The 16,987-nt window shown below is 69.8% G+C and carries 12 protein-coding genes; 10 read left to right on the top strand and 2 right to left on the bottom strand.

The window, feature by feature from the left end; genetic code table 11:
• Positions 1–2: 2 nt before the first annotated feature.
• Both ABD194_RS11475 and ABD194_RS11470 read right to left on the bottom strand, forming a co-directional pair.
• The gene (locus ABD194_RS11475; RefSeq protein ID WP_343991392.1) at positions 3–1,727 is read right to left on the bottom strand and encodes an ABC transporter substrate-binding protein; all 1,725 of its coding nucleotides are present in this window, start codon (positions 1,725–1,727) and stop codon (positions 3–5) included.
• A gap of 45 nt (positions 1,728–1,772) precedes the next feature.
• Positions 1,773–3,722 carry a glycoside hydrolase family 127 protein gene (locus ABD194_RS11470; RefSeq protein WP_343991390.1) on the bottom strand — a complete coding sequence of 650 codons (1,950 nt, stop codon included), beginning with the start codon at positions 3,720–3,722 and terminating at the stop codon, positions 1,773–1,775.
• A gap of 300 nt (positions 3,723–4,022) precedes the next feature.
• On the opposite strand from ABD194_RS11470, the gene ABD194_RS11465 reads away from it, so the two are divergent.
• The 10 genes from ABD194_RS11465 to ABD194_RS11420 form a co-directional block, all read left to right on the top strand.
• Positions 4,023–4,703, top strand: coding sequence for a GntR family transcriptional regulator (locus tag ABD194_RS11465; protein WP_343991388.1), 681 nt, complete (start codon positions 4,023–4,025; stop codon positions 4,701–4,703).
• Positions 4,704–4,775: 72 nt separating this feature from the next.
• Positions 4,776–5,984 carry an NAD(P)/FAD-dependent oxidoreductase gene (locus tag ABD194_RS11460; protein WP_343991386.1) on the top strand — a complete coding sequence of 403 codons (1,209 nt, stop codon included), beginning with the start codon at positions 4,776–4,778 and terminating at the stop codon, positions 5,982–5,984.
• Positions 5,981–6,262, top strand: a complete 282-nt coding sequence (locus ABD194_RS11455; protein WP_343991384.1) for a (2Fe-2S)-binding protein — start codon at positions 5,981–5,983, stop codon at positions 6,260–6,262. Before ABD194_RS11460 ends, ABD194_RS11455 begins: the two co-directional genes overlap by 4 nt.
• Complete coding sequence (locus ABD194_RS11450; protein ID WP_343991382.1) at positions 6,259–7,725, top strand: FAD-dependent oxidoreductase; 1,467 nt, start codon at positions 6,259–6,261, stop codon at positions 7,723–7,725. The genes ABD194_RS11455 and ABD194_RS11450 overlap by 4 nt, the downstream gene beginning before the upstream one ends.
• Positions 7,726–7,736: 11 nt before the next feature.
• Complete coding sequence (locus ABD194_RS11445) at positions 7,737–8,651, top strand: dihydrodipicolinate synthase family protein (protein ID WP_343991380.1); 915 nt, start codon at positions 7,737–7,739, stop codon at positions 8,649–8,651.
• Positions 8,648–9,694, top strand: a complete 1,047-nt coding sequence (locus tag ABD194_RS11440; protein ID WP_343991378.1) for a proline racemase family protein — start codon at positions 8,648–8,650, stop codon at positions 9,692–9,694. Before ABD194_RS11445 ends, ABD194_RS11440 begins: the two co-directional genes overlap by 4 nt.
• A gap of 58 nt (positions 9,695–9,752) precedes the next feature.
• Positions 9,753–11,285 carry an aldehyde dehydrogenase (NADP(+)) gene (locus tag ABD194_RS11435; protein WP_343991376.1) on the top strand — a complete coding sequence of 511 codons (1,533 nt, stop codon included), beginning with the start codon at positions 9,753–9,755 and terminating at the stop codon, positions 11,283–11,285.
• A 320-nt stretch (positions 11,286–11,605) separates the two neighbouring features.
• Entirely contained in the window at positions 11,606–14,461 is a 2,856-nt protein-coding gene (locus tag ABD194_RS11430) for a beta-L-arabinofuranosidase domain-containing protein (RefSeq protein ID WP_343991374.1), read from the top strand.
• 957 nt (positions 14,462–15,418) lie between these two features.
• A complete protein-coding gene (locus tag ABD194_RS11425; protein WP_343991372.1) occupies positions 15,419–15,943 on the top strand; it encodes a hypothetical protein in 525 nt (174 codons plus the stop codon).
• Positions 15,944–16,725: 782 nt separating this feature from the next.
• Positions 16,726–16,987 (top strand): hypothetical protein (locus ABD194_RS11420; protein ID WP_343991370.1); only part of this gene is annotated, 262 nt, incomplete at its 3' end.

Raw genomic sequence — 16,987 nt, 5'->3', positions numbered from 1 at the left:
GGTCACTTCTTGGACGGGTCGCGCAGACCGACGAGCACGTAGTCGATCCCGCCGGTTGCGGCGCCCGGAGAGGCGAACAGGCCCGCGACGTTGCTGCCGGGCAGGTAGACGGCCTGCTCGACGTTGAGGGGAACGATCGGTGCGAGCTTGAGGATCTGCTCGTCGAGGTCGCCCCACTGCTTGTTCGCCGCCGCGAGGTCCGTCATGGCCCCGATCTGCTCGATCTGCTGGTTGACGGCGGGGGCGTTCAGCTGCGCCAGGTTGGAGTTGCCCTTGTCCAGGATGTTGGGGCCGTAGAAGAGCGGAGGCAGGAAGGTGGCAGCGGAGGACGCCCAGTCCGGGCACCAGCCCGTGATGGCGGCGTCGTGCTGCTGGGAACGCGTCCCGATGGTCTCGTAGTACTTTGCCGAGTCGATGACGTTGAGCTGGACGTCGACCCCGATCCGCTTGAGGGACTGCTGGATCGCCTCGGCCTGCTTCTGCATCTTCGGGTCAGAGCGGATGTCGAGGACCAGTGGGAAGCCCTGCGACTGGCCGGCCTCGGTGAGCAGTTTCTTGGCGGCCTCGACGTCGCCCTTGTGGCCGGGGCTCGGGTAGACGTCGAAGTCCTTGTGGCCGGCGACGGTCGTCGGCAGCGTCGTCGTGGCGATCGTCGCCAGTTGGGTGCCGCCCGTGGCGTTCTGGACGGCTGCCTTGTCGACCGCGAAGCTGATGGCCTGGCGCACACGGAGGTCGTCGAGCGGCTTCTTTGTCGTGTTGAGGGACATGTAGGTAGTGCAGATGCCGGACATCCGCAGGGTCCGGTCCTTCAGCTGCGGTGACTGCAGGCGGGGGAGGGTCGAGGCCTGGATGGTCCCGGAGATCGCGTTGACGTCGGCGCCCTGTCCGGCCATGAGCCGCTCGTCGATGGTGGCGCCGTCGAGGCCCATTGTGAAGCGCCACCCATCGGGCTCGGCGGTGCGCACGTCGTCGGTCTTCGGGTCCCAGTTCGGGTTGCGCTCGAGCTGGATCACGCTTCCGGGAGTGTAGGAGGCGAGCTTGTAGGGGCCGGAGGCGATGATCTTCTTGAGGAAGGAGTCGCCGGCGCCGCTCCCCTTGGGGAAGGGCGTCATGTTGACCTGCCCGACGACGGCGTCGAACTCGGGGAACGGCTTCTTGAGGTGGAAGACGATGGTCTGCGGGTCGGGCGTCTCGATGGTCGGCAGGTCTCCGGAGCGGTACGGCCCGCGGTAGTCGGCCGGGGCGGCGATGACCTGCTTGGCGTACGGCGAGCCGATGCCGATCTCGGGGTCCCAGGCGCGCGAGATGCCGAACTTCACCTCGGCCGAGGTGATGGGCGTCCCGTCGTCGAACTTCAGGCCCTGCTTGAGCGTGTACGTCCACGTCTTGCCGCCGTCGGACTGCTTGCCGAGGCCGGTGGCGAGGTCGGGGACGATGGCGTTGGGGTCCTTGGCGTTCCCCGGGGCCGACGTGGTCAGGGTGCGGTAGACGAGACGGTAGAAGTTGTTGACGCCACCGTCCCAGCCGCGGGCGGGGTCGAGGTAGGAGAAGTCGGCCTTCTGCAGCACCTCGACAACGCCTCCCTTGGCAGGGGTGGCGCTGAACGACGTGCCGCCGCCGCTGGTCTGTCCGCTGGTCTGTCCGCTCGACGGGCCGCCGCCGCAGGCGCCGAGGGCGAAGGCTGCGGTCGCAGCGAGCGCCACGGTCGTGGTGAGGTGCCGATTCATAGTGACCTTCCGGGGTCTCGGGTTTGGGTGGAGGTGCGGGAGGGTTCAGCTCTGGCGTAGCCAGACCCGCATGGCAGCGGGCCGACGGTTGCCCCAGAGGTAGTAGGGGACGAGCGGCACCGGGACCGCAGGCGAGGCGTCCTCGTCTGCAACGCCGCCGCCCTGGTGGGCTTCGTCCAGGTCCGGGTAGGGCTCGCTCGACGTCGCCGGTTGGACGGCCACGAGCCCTTCGACGGCGCGCGCCGTGACCGCGTCCGCGCCGGGCCGGGTCGCCTCTCGGGCGCCCACGAGGACGAGGTCGTCGACGGGGGCCGGTGCGTCCTGCTGCTCGAGGCAGTGGACGATCGGTCCGCGTACGACCGCGACCGCGCCGCGCGTGGCGTCGAGGTGCGGGTGCGACACGACGCGACGGACGCGCATCGGCAGCTGCAGGCGCAGCTGCTCCCCCGGGCTCCACTCGCGGGTCAGGCGCAGCCAACCGGGGCCGACGTCGGGCAGCGCGTCGCCGTCCAGCGTCGCCGTCGCGCCGGTGGCCCACCCGGGGACGCGTACGGCGAGGGTGACCGGCCCGGCGGCGGCCCGTCGCACGCCGATCTCGAGGGTGCCGTCGAAGGGGTATGCCGTCTCGACGTCGACGTCCAGTCCGGGCGAGTTGACCTGGCCCGCCGTGAGGAGCCCGAGCGTCAGGGAAGTCTCGTTGGCGACCGCGACGTGGTCCTGCAGCTGGGCCATCCAGCGCACGACGTTGGGAGGGCAGCAGGGACACCCGAACCACGCGCGGCGAAGGGGCTCGCCACCGGTCTCGGCTCCGGAGCGCTGTTCGTGGTCGGGGCGTCGCTGCAGCGGGTTGTCGTAGAAGAAGGTGGAGCCCTCGAGCCCGAGGCCGACGGCATACGCGTTGTAGAGGATGCGCTCCACGGCGTCCAGCACGTCGGCCCTGCCTGTCGCGACGAAGAGGCGCCACCCCCACTGCATCGCGCCGATGGCCGCGCAGGTCTCGGCGTAGGCGCGCTCCGACGGGAGCTCGTAACGGTCGCCGAAGGCCTCGTCGGAGTGCCGCGAGCCGAGCCCGCCGGTCAAGTAGGACTTCGTGGCCACCATGTCGTCCCACAGCTTCTCGAGGTGGGCGAGGAGGGCGGCGTCGCCCGTCTCGACGGCCACGTCGGTTGCGCCTGCCGCGAGGTAGACCATGCGCACGGCGTGCCCGGTAACCGAGTCCATCTGCCGCAGGGGCGCGTGGTCCTGGAAGTAGTTCGGCGGGAAGATCGAGTGAGCGAGGGTCCCGGCGCCGCGTCGGTCCACGAACAGCTGCGCCTGACGCAGGTAGCGGGCCTCGCCGGTCTCGCGGAACAGCTCGACCAGTGCCATCTCGGACTCGGGGTGACCGCAGTAGGCGGCCTCCCCGTCGTCGCCGTAGCGCTCGACGACCAGGTCGGCGAACCGTCGCGCCACGTCGAGCAGGCGACGGTCGCCGAGCTGGCGGGACGCGGCCACCGCGGCCTGCGCCAGGTGGCCGAAGTTGTACAGCTCGTGGCCCCAGGCCAGGTCGGACCACGGCTCCCGCAGCGCGCCCTCACCGCCGAAGGCGGTGCCGAGGTATCCATCCGGGCGCTGGCTCCGGACGATGAGGTCCACGGCGGCCTCGTAGAAGTCCCGCACGTCGGCCATCGGGGCACCGTGCAGGTCCGGCCGGGCGAGCTCGTAGGCGATGCCCTCGAGGGTCTTGTAGACGTCCGTGTCGAGGAACGGGTAGCGGCCCGCGTACGGGGCGGTGATTCCGTCGGCGATGCGACGGAAGTTCTCGAGGTTGCCGGCGTTGACGACCTGCTCCGCGGTGTGCGGCACGGTGACCTCACGGTTGCGTGCCTGCCAGTCGGCCAGCAGGCCCGGCCCGAGGCGGACCGCACCGGCGCCGAGCGTGCGCCCCAGAGGGCCGGCGACGTCGGCGGCCGCCGACGCGGCGGAGGGGCGTGCGGAGGGGTGGAAAGCGGGCACGACTGGGTCTCCTGAGTGCTACGTGATATCTCACTGATCATCGCTTTTCGGCGAATGCCGGGGAGTCAATCACAGCCGGGTGGCCCAGCGGAAGGCCTTTGTTAGCGTTCACAGAAAATGTTCTGTGCGTGAGACGGCCTACGTACCCGGCCTTCACCACCGTGGACGAAGCCCAGGGAGCGCGGCCGGGGAGACGTGGTTGACAGGCGCCATGGAGTAGTACGTAAGATACTACTGACCTGCACGAGGGTCTCGCCGCGCTCCGCGACCGCCGACGCCGTGCCATCGGAAGGAGATGGGATGAGCGCATCGGCTACCAGCGGCTCGCTCCGCCGGATCGAACCCACCGAGAGCCTGCGCGAGCGCGTACGGCGTGCCCTCGTCGCCGCCATCGTGACCGGCGAGCTCGCGCCGGGCCAGCTCGTCTCCGTCCCGACGCTCGCGACGCGGTTCAACGTCTCGGCGACGCCGGTACGCGAGGCGATCCTCGAGCTCGAGAACTCCGGCTTCGTCGAACCGGTGCGCAACAAGGGGTTCCGGATCACCACCGTCAGCGAGGACGCCCTGCGCAACGTCGCCTCGGTTCGCCTCATGATCGAGCCGACGTGCATGGAGCGCCTCGCCGCCGCCTTCCCGTCGGCAGCCCTGCCGGAGCTGCGCGCCGGTGCGGACCGGATCGTCGAGGGTGCTCGCACCGGCGACCTCGTGGCCTACCTCGAGGCGGACACCGCCTTCCACGTGCGGCTCACCGCGATGCTGGGCAATCCCATCACCGTCGAGATCGTCAGCGACCTGCGCAGCCGGGCCCGCCTGCTCGGCCTGTCCGCGATCGCCGGAACCAGCCGGCTCGTCGAGTCCGCGCACGAGCACCACGAGCTGCTCGACCTGCTCTCTGGCGGCGACGGCGGCGGCGCGCGCGCCCTCATGGAGCGCCACATCGGCCACTCGCTGGGCCTCTGGGCCGGCCAGAGCGAGCACTGAGCACCTCACCGACAGCCAGTCCAGCGGGACGGTGATCCGTCCCCCGCCCTTCGAAGTCACCACAGGAGCAGCATGAGCGACGTCATCGTGATCGGCGCCGGCATCATCGGCGCCGCCTGCGCTCGTGCGCTCGCCCGTGACGGTGCCCGCGTCACCGTGGTCGACCGTGGCACACCGGCCACCGCCACGAGCGCCCATGGCGAGGGCAACGTCCTCGTGTCGGACAAGGGCCCCGGTCCCGAGCTCGACCTGGCCCGCTACGCGTCGTCCCTCTGGCCTGCGCTCACGGCGGAGCTGGCCGACGAGCTGGGCCCGCAGTTCCCGTCGCTGGAGTACGAACGCAAGGGCGGGCTCGTCGCCGCCACGACCGGTGCCGGCGCGCAGCCGCTCCTGCAGTTCGCCCTGGACCAGCAGGCCGCAGGCGTCGACGCCCGGCCGTTGGAGATCGCAGAGGCGCTCGAGCTGGAGCCTGACCTCTCCCCCGCCATCACCGCCGCGGTCCACTACCCCGAGGACGCGCAGGTGCAACCCGTGGTCGCCGCCGAGGCCCTGCTCGCGTCGGCGCGACGGCTCGGCGTGACCGTCCGGCCGCAGACCGAGGTCATCGAGGCGCTGACCACGCATGAACGCATCACGGGGGTGCGCACCTCTACCGGCCTACTCAGCGCCGATGCCGTCGTGGTCGCTGCAGGCCCGTGGTCAGGCAGTGTCAGCGAACGGCTGGGCGCACCACTTCCGGTGCGACCGCGCCGGGGCATGGTCCTCGTCACGACGCGGATGCCGCACCGGATCCGTCACAAGGTCTACGACGGTGACTACTTCGGTGCGACACAGTCGGCCGAGGCCGCGCTGCAGACGTCGGCCGTCGTCGAGTCCACCGCCGCGGGGACGGTGCTGATCGGTTCCAGCCGCGAGCAGGTCGGCTTCGACACCCGGCTGCGCGTCGAGATCCTCGCCGCGATCGCCGAACGCGCCCTGCGGTTGTTCCCCTCGCTCGCAGGCTCGAGCGTCATGCGGTCCTACCTCGGGTTCCGCCCCTACGTGCCCGATCACCTGCCCGTTATCGGGGCCGACGAGCGACAGCCGGGTCTGTGGTTCGCCACCGGTCATGAGGGTGCCGGCATCGGGCTGGCACCCGCCACGGGAGAGATCCTCACCGCCCTCGTGTCCGGCACCGCCCCTGCGGTCGACGCCGCACCGTTCCGTCCCGGCCGACCGGGCCTGAGGGCCGCCGAGCTCGAGAGTTCCGGCCCCGTCCTCGCGGAGGAGACCGCCTCATGAGCACTCACGAGACCGTCACCATCACCGTCGACGGTGCACCCGTCAGCGGCCGGGCCGGCTCGTCGATCGCCGGGCTCCTGCTGGCTGCCGGCGACACCGCCTGGCGCACCACGTCGTTCGCGAGCCAGCCTCGCGGCATCTTCTGCGGCATCGGCGTGTGCTTCGACTGCGTGGTCCAGGTGAACGGCCTCGCCGACGTCCGCGCGTGCCTGCGTCGCGCCTGCGACGGCGACGTCGTGGTCCGTCAGCACATCAGCCCGCCGGAGGCCGCCCGGTGACCGCGAACCCTCTCGCCGACGCCCGAGGTTCCCGGCACGTGGTCGTCGTCGGCGCCGGCCCGGCCGGTCTCAGCGCAGCACGGGCCGCAGCCGAGGCCGGCGCGCGGGTGACGGTCCTCGACGCATCGCACGTGACCGGAGGGCAGTACTGGCGGCATCCCGCCGTCGCGACCGACCGGCTCGAGGCCGCAGACCTCGAGCTCCAGCACGGATGGACAACCTTCCGGGCCCTCGATGCCGCCGTCGACGAGCACCCCGGCATCGAGGTGCTCACCGACGCCCAGGTCTGGGCCGCCGAGCGGCACGACGACGGCCCTCGGCTGCACGTCCTCGTCGGCCCGCCCGATGACATCGACCGTTCACCGCTCACGCTGCGCCCGGACGCCCTGGTCCTCGCCACCGGCGCCCACGACCGCACCTTGCCGTTCCCCGGCTGGCAGCTGCCCGGCGTCACCACCGCCGGGGCGGCACAGGCGCTCGCCAAGAGCGACCGGGTGGCGGTCGGGCGACGGGTCGTCGTCGCGGGCGCCGGCCCCTTCCTGCTCCCGGTCGCCGCGACCCTCGCCCGGGTCGGCGCGACGGTGCTCGGCGTCCACGAGGCGAGCGGCGCCCGAGCCCTGGCCCGTGGCTGGCTCCCCCGGCCATGGCTCCTTGCCGGCAGCCCGGGCAAGCTGGCCGAGCTCACCGGCTATGCAGCCGGTCACGTGCGCCACCGCATCCCCTACCGCACCGGCGAGGCCGTCATCGCAGCACACGGCGCCGACAGGGTCGAGGCCGTCACCATCGCGCGGCTCGACGACTCCTGGGCGCCGGTCGCCGGCACCGAGCGGATCGTCGAAGCCGACGCCGTATTCGTGAGCCACGGCTTCACGCCGCGGTTGGAGCTCGCGATCGCCCTAGGCACCGACATCACGGCCGCACGCTTCGTCGCTGTCGACGCCGACCAGCGCACCTCGACTCCCGGTGTGTGGGCCGCGGGCGAGAGCACCGGCATCGCCGGCGTCGACGCAGCCCTCGCGGAAGGGTGGATCGCCGGGCACCACGCAGCCGGGGGCCGCCGGGACGACACCCGGCTCCGCCGCGCCGTGGCGCGACGCCGCGCGACGCACGAGGTGAGTCGGCGGATGGAGGCGGCCCACGGCATACGCCCGGGGTGGGTGCGCTGGCTCGAGGACGACACCCTCGTGTGCCGCTGCGAGGAGGTCTCGGTCGGGCGGTTGCGCGAGGCCGCCTCACTCACCTGCTCGAGCGATCCCGTCTCCGTCAAGCTCACCTCCCGTGCGGGCCTCGGCATCTGCCAGGGACGCATGTGCTCTCCCGCCGTGTCGGCGCTCCTGGGTGCCCCTGCCGCCCTCGAGGCCAGGCCCATCGTGACCCCCGTTCGCCTCGGCGACCTCGCCCGGGCCCGCCACTCCGGCAGCAGGGCCCCAGCCGCCGGCTCCGCTTCGCACAACCCCCACTGAAAGGACCACCCGTGAGCACCACCCTCGACCTCGGCGGCGTCGTCGTCGCGACGACCCTTCCCTTCAAGGAGGACCCCTCCGCACCCGCCGGGCTGGCCGTCGACTACGACCGCTACGCCGAGCACTGCAACTTCCTCATCGAGAACGGATGCCGCGGCATCGGACCCAACGGGTCCCTCGGCGAGTACTCGTCGCTCACGGACGAGGAGCGACGACGCGTCGTCCAGGTCGCCGTCGAGACCGTCGCCGGACGCGGCATCGTCGTCGCGGGGGTGCACGGCGTCGGCTGGCACCAGGCGCAGCACTGGGCGCGTCTCGCCGCCGAGGACGGCGCCGACGGCGTGCTGCTGCTGCCGCCGACGATCTACCGCGCCAACCGCGGCGAGGTCATCGAGCACTACCGCCGCGTCGACGAGGTCGGCCTGCCGATCATGGCCTACAACAACCCGTTCGACACCAAGGTCGACCTCACGCCCGACCTGGTCGCCGAGATCGCCCAGCTCGACAACGTCGTGGCGATCAAGGAGTTCTCCGCCGACATCCGCCGCGTCCTCGAGATCCAGGAGGTCGCCGACATCGACGTCATCGCCGGTGCGGACGACCTGCTCTTCGAGTCGCTCGTCGCGGGTGCCGTGGGCTGGTTCGCCGGCTACCCCAATGCCTTCCCCAAGGAGGCCGTCGAGATCTACACGCTCGTCAAGGACGGCAACATCGCCGAGGCGCGCGAGCTCTACTCGCACCTCGTCGCCGTCTTCCGCTGGGACTCGCGCACGGAGTTCGTCCAGGCGATCAAGCTGTCCATCGACATCGCGGGCCAGAGCTACGGCGGCCGTACGCGTCCGCCGCGCGGCCCCCTGAGCCCCGAGCACGAGGCACAGGTCCGCAAGGACACCGAGAAGGCCCTGTCCTACCTCGCGAGCCGATGAGCACACCCGACGACACGGCTGCCGGGGCGCGGATCGACCCGCGCCCCGGGAGCCGGTGGTACACAGCCGTCGACTCGCACACCGAGGGGATGCCGACCCGTGTCGTCCTCGACGGGGTCGGGACGATCCCCGGCGAGACGATGAACGACAAGCGGCTGCACTTCATCGAGCACCTCGACGGCATCCGGCAGCTGCTCGTCAACGAGCCGCGCGGCCACGCCGCCATGAGCGGCGCGATCCTCCAGCCCCCCACCCGCGACGACTGCGACTGGGGCGTGGTCTACATCGAGGTGTCCGGCTGCCTGCCGATGTGCGGGCACGGAACCATCGGTGTCGCAACGGTGCTCGTGGAGGCGGGACTCGTCGAGGTCGTCGAGCCGGTGACCACCATCCGCCTCGACACACCGGCCGGTCTCGTCATCGCCTCAGTAGAGGTCGAGGACCACCATGCCGTGTCGGTGACGCTCGAGAACGTGCCCAGCTTCGTCGTCCGGCTCGACGCCACCGTCGACGTGCCCGGCCTGGGCGCCGTGCCGTACAGCCTCGCCTTCGGCGGCAACTTCTACGCGATGGTCGACCTGGACGCGGTCGGGCTGCCGTTCGACCGCTCCCGGCAGGACGACATCCTGGCGGCCGGTCTCGCCATCATGGACGCGATCAACGCCACCGACCCGCCGCACCACCCGACCATCGACGGGGTCGACCACTGTCACCACGTCGAGTTCATCGCCCCCGGGTCGGATGCCACCCTGTCGCGGCACGCCATGGCCATCCACCCCGGGTGGTTCGACCGGTCCCCGTGCGGCACCGGCACATCGGCCCGCATGGCCGAGCTGTGGGCCCGCGGCGAGCTGCCGCTCCACACCGACTTCGTCAACGAGTCGTTCATCGGCAGCCGCTTCGTGGGCCGCCTGGTCGCCGAGACGGACGTGGCCGGCACCCCTGCGGTCGTGCCCACCATCACCGGCCGCGCGTGGGTCACGGGGACAGCCCGTTACCTGCTCGACCCCACCGACCCCTTCCCCACCGGCTTCGCCTTCTGACGAGGCCCCGGGAGCGGCCTGAGGGCGGCACCCGGCCGGCACCTTCTTCGAGGAGATCATGAACTCCGCAAGCCCAGAAACCACCACGCCCAGCGCCTCGTCGACGCCCGAGGCTGAGATCGAGCACGCTGTCGACGACGTCGTGGAGCGCGCGAGCCGCGCCTTCGACGCCGTGTCGGCCCGGGAGCCGGCGGTGCTCGCCGCCGGTCTCGACGCCGCGGCGGAAGCCCTCGAGATCCACGCCGACGAGCTCATCGAGCTCGCGGCGAGCGAGACGGGCCTGACGACGGCGCGCCTCACCGGCGAGCTGCGCCGCACGCGGGTCCAGCTGCGGCTGTTCGCCCGCGTCGCGGAGCGTGGTGACCACCTCGACGTGCGGATCGACCCGCACGACCCCGACTTCGCGCTGGGAGTGCCGCGTGACGACCTGCGTCGGGTCCTCATGCCGGTCGGGCCGGTGGCCGTCTTCGCCGCGAGCAACTTCCCCTTCGCCTTCTCCGTCGCGGGCGGTGACACCGCCGCCGCGCTCGCCGCCGGCTGCACAGTCGTCGTCAAGGCCCATCCCGGCCACCCGCTTCTCTCCCGGCGCGTCTGCGACATCGTCGCGCTCGCGCTCGTCGAGGCGGGTCTCCCGGAGGGCACCCTGCAGCTCGTGGAGGGCCAGGACGCCGGAATCGCCCTCCTGCGCCACCCCGGCACTCGGGCTGCATCGTTCACCGGCTCCCTGCACGCGGGAAGGTTCCTCGCCCACGTCGCCGCGTCTCGCCCCGACCCGATCCCCTTCTTCGGCGAGCTCGGCAGCGTCAATCCGGTCGTGGTCACGAGGGCGGGGCTCCAGGCGTCGCGCGACCATCTGGCAGCCGGGTTCGTCGCAAGCGTCAGCGGCTCGGCCGGCCAGCTGTGCACCAAGCCCGGGTTCCTTCTCGTGCCCTCCGGCTGGGGGCTGGACAATGGCCTCAGCGCCGCTGCGGCGGAAGTCCCCGAGCACCGCCTGCTCAACCCCGGCATCGCCAACGGCTACGCAGCACGACGAGACGCGATTCTCGACACCGATGGCGTACGCGTCGTGCACGAGGGATCGTTACGCCGGGACGAGTCGGGCCAGGGCTGGGCCACGCCCACGCTCGTGGCGGTCTCACTGGAGACGTTGCGGGCGCACCGCGACACCTTGCTCGACGAGGCGTTCGGACCCCTGTCCATCGTCGTCGAGTACGACGAGAACGCCGACCTCCCGGCCGCCCTGCTGGAGCTCTTCCCGGGGAACCTCACGAGCACGCTGCACGCCGGTCACGACGAGACCGGCCCCGACGTGCAGGCGATCGTCCGGACCATGGCGCGCACGAGTGGGCGCGTGCTGCTGCGCGGTTGGCCCACGGGCGTCGCCGTGACTCCGGCCATGCAGCACGGTGGTCCTTGGCCCGCGACGACCACCGACGCCACCTCGGTCGGCACTGCGGCGATTGCACGGTTCCTGCGCGGAGTCGCCTTCCAGGGCGCTCCAGACGCGCTCCTGCCACCGTCGGTGCGTGACGCCAATCCGTGGCATGTGCCCCAGTCCCGCTGCGCCGCAGGTGAATCCATCCGGTGGTGAGATCCGCTCGATGATCTCGCAAACAGGCGACTCTGGCCCTGCCCAGCCGTTGACCAGCGAAGTGATATATCATATTTTGTCCGGACAGGGTGAGTGAGCAGCCCCGACCCGGGGGGCGGCAGGGACGGCCACCCGGTCGCCCACATCCGGACACTCACCACGTTCCGTCTGGGAACCACCGGGTGCACTCACACACGTGACCTCGTCCTCGCCCCCCACGCCTGTCAGGACGTGGATCGGTGCCGCCAGCAGGCGACGCCCTTCCTGGGGCGAGCGCGCTGGGCCTCGGTCGATCCCTTCGAAGACGAAGGAGACGACGCATGACCAGCAACACATTCTCCCGCCGACAGATGCTGCGGTTCGGGGCAGTCTCGGCGGGAACCCTCGCCGTTGGCATCAACACGTCGGGAACCGCCATCGCGGCGTCCGACCCTGCTGCGAGCCCACTCGCGGCCGGGAGCGGCGCCGCCGGCAGGGTCAACGGACTGCCCGTTCCGACCTCATGGAAGGCGGTGCCCTTCGACCTCCAGCAGGTCCGTCTCGCCCCGAGCATCTTCACCGAGAAGCGCGACCGCATTCTGGCCTACGCTCGCGCCTACCCGGTCGACCGCATCCTCAGCAACTTCCGGCGTACCGCGGGCCTCGACACCAAGGGTTCTCAACCGCCAGGCGGCTGGGATGACGCGACAGGAAATCTTCGCGGCCACTACAGCGGCCACCTGATGTCGATGCTCGCGCAGGCCTGGGCCGGCACCGGGGAGCAGCTCTTCAGGGACAAGCTCGATGCCGTCGTGGCCGGGCTCAAGGAGTGTCAGGACGCCCTCACCACCCAGGTGGGTCGCCCGGGCACGCCACCGCCTCCTGCCACGTGGGGCAACGGCCGGTTCGGCGGAGGCCTTGTGCTGACCGGCGACGGGCAGTACGTCGGCCTGCCCGATGCGACGATCGACGGGCTGTCCGACTTCACCATCGCGTTCTGGGCCAACCTGCGGGAGCTCCGTACGTGGTCGCGCGCCTTCGACTTCGGCACGGGCACCAGGGCCAACATGTTCCTCACGGTCGATGCCGGCTCAGGTCCCCGGTTCGCCATCACGACCACGGGCGCCGGCGGTGAGCAGCGCATCAACGGTTCGAGCCGCCTGCCCACGGGGCGCTGGGTGCACCTTGCGGTGACCCTCCGTGGCCAGGTCGGAACGCTCTATGTCGACGGCGCCGTGGCGGGGACCAACCCAGGGATGACGCTGAAGCCGGCTGACCTCGGCGCTCCCAAGAACAACTGGATCGGACGGTCACAGTACGGCGATGCCACGCTGGCGGGAACCGTGGACGAGTTCCACCTCTTCGATCGAGCCCTCGACGGTTCAGAGGTGGCCGCGCTGACGACCGCGGCCGGCGGTGCCGGGCACGGCAACCTGGCGTGGTACCCGTTCGACGCCACGTCAGGCACCGTGGTCGCCGACGCGTCCGGTCGATCCTGGAACGCCGCCGTCGTCACCGGCGAGGGTGGCGACCCCGGCCCGAGCCACGCCGGCTTCCTCGCCGCCTACCCCGAGACCCAGTTCATCAAACTCGAGCAGCTCGTCACCTATCCGGCCATCTGGGCTCCGTACTACACGTGCCACAAGATCATGCGTGGCCTGCTGGACGCGTACGCCCTCACCGGTAACGCGACGGCCCTCGAGGTCGTACGCGGTATGGGCGAGTGGGTCCACAGCCGCCTGAGCCGACTGCCTCGCGAACAGCTCGACCGGATGTGGGCGCTCTACATCGCCGGCGAGTACGGAGGCATGAACGAGGTCATGGCCGACCTCTACTCCCTGACCGGCGACGAGCGGTTCATGGAGACGGCACGCTGTTTCGACAACACGCAGCTGCTCGCGGACTGCGTGGCCGACAAGGACACGCTCGACGGCAAGCACGCCAATCAGCACATCCCCCAGTTCATCGGCTACCTTCGCACCTTCGAACAGGGCGGAGACGCGTCCTACCGGACGGCCACGGAGCACTTCTTCGACATGGTTGTGCCCCACCGAACCTACATGCACGGCGGCACGGGACAAGGTGAGGTCTTCCGCGCGCGCGACAAGATCGCGGGCACCATCGTCACGACCACGAACGCCGAGTCGTGCGCCGCGTACAACATGCTCAAGGTCGCCCGGAACCTCTTCTTCCACTCCCCCGACGCCCGCTACATGGACTACTACGAGAAGGCGCTCGTCAACCAGATCCTCGCCTCACGTGAGGACTCCGACAGCACCAGCGACCCACTCGTCACCTACATGGTGCCGGTCGGGCCAGGAGCGACTCGTGGCTACGGCAACATCGGGACGTGTTGCGGCGGAACCGGTCTGGAGAACCACACCAAGTATCAGGACTCCATCTACTTCCGCGCCGCACAGGGGCGGACGCTGTGGGTCAACCTCTACATCCCCTCGACGCTCGACTGGACGGCCCTCGGCGTGCGCGTCGCCCAGTCCGGCGACTACCCACGCGAGCAGCGCAGCACCTTCACCTTCTCCGGCTCAGCCGTCATCGACCTTCGCCTCCGTGTTCCGGCCTGGGCCGGCGACCGGTTCACGGCGACGATCAACGGCCATCCCCAGCCGGTGCATCCGGGTGCCGACGGCTACGCACGTCTCAACCGGCGGTGGCGCGACGGTGACACGCTCGTCGTCCAGTTCCCCTACGCAATGCAGGTCGAGAAAGCCATCGACGACCCGACGCTCCAGGCGCTCATGTACGGACCGGTGGCCCTCATAGGCAAGGCGGCACAGACGGACTATCTGCCCGTCAGCCTCTACGGCGACGTACCCCTGTCGGGCGACCTGGGGGCAGCGTTCGCGCCCGGAAAGAGTGCGATGACGTTCGAGAACAACGGAATCCGGTTCGAGCCGTTCTTCCTCGGCAACGCCGAGCCTTACCACGCGTACCTACGTCGAAGCGAGGCGAACATCGTGTTCGCGAAGCACGACTCGGGCGTCGCCAACCGCGTGCACGAAGACGGACGATCCTTCCTCGACGCCCTGTGGTCGAAGGCGCCGTTCAAGACCGACGTCGCCTTCGAGCGTGCGGTCGACTCCACTTCGCAGGAGTGGCACACGGCGGGCCTGCTCTCCGCTTCGGAGGTTTCGGTCGTGAAGCGCACCGCGGCCTCAGCCCCGATGAGGACGGCTTGACACGACGTTGTCGCACGCCGCGCCACGGACTCCGCCGGCAACTCGCCGGTGTTGACCGTCACCAGAGCCAGGTAGTCCCTGTCCCGGTCCGGCCGCGTAGCAAGGTGCTCGCGACCGGACCGGGCAACGCCGATTTGAGGCGGGCGAACCCGACGTTCATGTCGCAATGCGCGGCCTCGGGCCCTTCGTTTCGCGTCGGCTCCGCTCGGTGACGTAGCAGACCTAGGCAGCAGAACCCAGCGCCCACGTCCACGCCGCCTCCCGCTACGCGCGCTGAAGACCCGAGGCCGGAAGGGCGGATGCCGCCCCTAGCTGGCACATCACGGAATCGCGACGGTGCAGGAGTCTGCTGCGATTGCATACCTCATCCCACGATCGGTGCAGGTCGTGGGCCGCGGGCGCCGAACGCCTCGCCTTCGCAGGCGGATCTTCCCGCGTGAACCCCACAGAGCCATCAGCTCCACGATTCCCCAGTCAGAGGCTTGCAGAATCGCCTTCGGAATCCGCAGCGCGAAGTACCCTTCCCGGTACATGCGAGAGGCCCCGACCGGCGTTTCCGCTTTTCAGGGCCTCCCGGGGCACTGGGTGGCAGGTGAAGGATTCGAACCTTCGTAGCTTTCGCGACGGACTTACAGTCCCGACAATGCAATTCGTTGGCCAGCGTCAATGCGTGAGGCACCGAAAATTCCCCACAGAATCCCCACAGACACTCGACCTCAGCCGCTCACCATCGATGCCAACCGACGTGCTCCTCGAGCCGGACTCGCCCCCTGCGGCTCCTCTCGGTCGGCGGTTGTTGTTTACCGGATTTGCCGATGACCGGACGTTGCGGATCGTTCCGCGGGAGTGAAGGCGTTGGCCCGTCTCGACGGGTTGCGTCGACGTGCCGTTGTACCGTCGTCGCAGTCCCGAATCGGACAGCGAGCAGATAAGACCACCGCGAGATGGGGTACACGAATGGCGCGCAAGGTTTCGGCGGAGGAGTCCGAGCGGCGCGAAGCACACATCGACCAAGCCGATGCATCCATTGCAAACGAACTGATGCTTCTAGGGGTGCATGTCGAGTCGGTCTGGGATCTACCTCGCGACAAGACGGTCCCCTCGGCTGCTTTCGACCTCATGTTCCGAGCCTTGGAGCAGACCCCCCGTCATCCCCGGGTTATCCGCTTGGGACTCGCCAATGCCTTGGCAAATCGCGCTGCGAGCGATCACCTGGAGCACGTCCTCGACCTCTTGCGGCGCGAGAACGACGTATTGGTTCGGGACGCGCTGGCCGGGGCCGCGTCAGAGATGGCATCGCCGGACCAGGCCGACCGCCTTCTTGAGGCGTGCCGTGACAAATCGCTGGGTGACTGTCGCGTCATGTTCGTCCCTCGTCTGGCCCGCTTCCGGCGTCGCGGCATTCGTGAGGCTCTTCAAGGTCTCGCAAACGACCCGATCCTCAAGGATGCGATCGCAAGGCACGTCCGAGCTGACGACTGAGCTCACGCCCGGGGCGACCACTCGTTCGCGCTGCGGACGCAACGCACGCATCTGCCGCGGATAGGTCTCTTCTCCTCGTCGGCCCGCTGATGAAGGAACGTTTGTAAGCGCATGGGTGTCAAATGGTTGAGGGACGGATTCATCCCCTGCGGCCCAGAGCCGGGGAGCGTGACCGCTCCAGGGGAGGGAAAGGTGAACCGACCGCGCAAAGCGAGCGCTGTGTTCGTATCGCTCGCGACCACACTTGTTGTCTCTGCAAGCGGGTGCTCGAACACAGCCGACGTCGCGGCCAATCGTTCAGCCGTTCCAGCACCGACGCATGTCGACGGACCGACACGGGTCGCCGGCTACTCGGCGGTCCCCGGGAAACGCGAGCTGACGATCTTTGTCACGGTGGACCAGCTGGCTACCCTCCGAGGCGTGTCCGTGGTGTCCGAGGATCCAACGCAGGTGATTGTGAGTGCTGATCTGTCCCGACGATCTGGGAACGCAGTGGGCATGCTCGGCTACGTCTGGGGAACCGTCTACTTGGCGAAGCCGCTTGGCCCGCGCCGTGTCGTGGATACCAGCGGAACAGTCGTGCGGCCGATCGCGCTCGCCGACGTCGGCCCAACACCAGGGCCAGAGCGAACAACTTGGGCCCCCGGCTGAGGCAGGGTGCACCCGAATCAGAACGCGCGGATCTGCCGCGCTGTGCGCGTGAGCGACGCGAGCCAGAGGTAGTCGCAACCACTCACGCACCTAGCGGCGTTACGGCGCGCTCCCGAAGTACCTTGCTCAACATGGATCGTGACGAGCAGGTCTTCGCCGAAGGCGTCTCCCCGAGCGGGGACACGTGGCGGCTGGGTTGGCAGCCCGACGACCACAGCGGCATCACCTGGCTGCGAATCACCACCCCTGACGGCAACACTCACAAAGGCGGCTACGGCAGCCCATCCATCTCCTCGCACACGCCGGTATCCATCTACACAGGCAGCGCCGACCACGTGCCCAACGGGGCCATCATCCGTGTCCCCACCGGTGCGACTGCCCTGGAAGTCACGA

Source organism: Terrabacter terrae (genome assembly GCF_039529575.1).
In the GTDB taxonomy this organism is placed as follows: Bacteria; Actinomycetota; Actinomycetes; order Actinomycetales; family Dermatophilaceae; genus Terrabacter; species Terrabacter terrae.
Note: the sequence above shows the minus strand (reverse complement) of the source record. Positions and strands in the feature narration are given on the sequence as shown.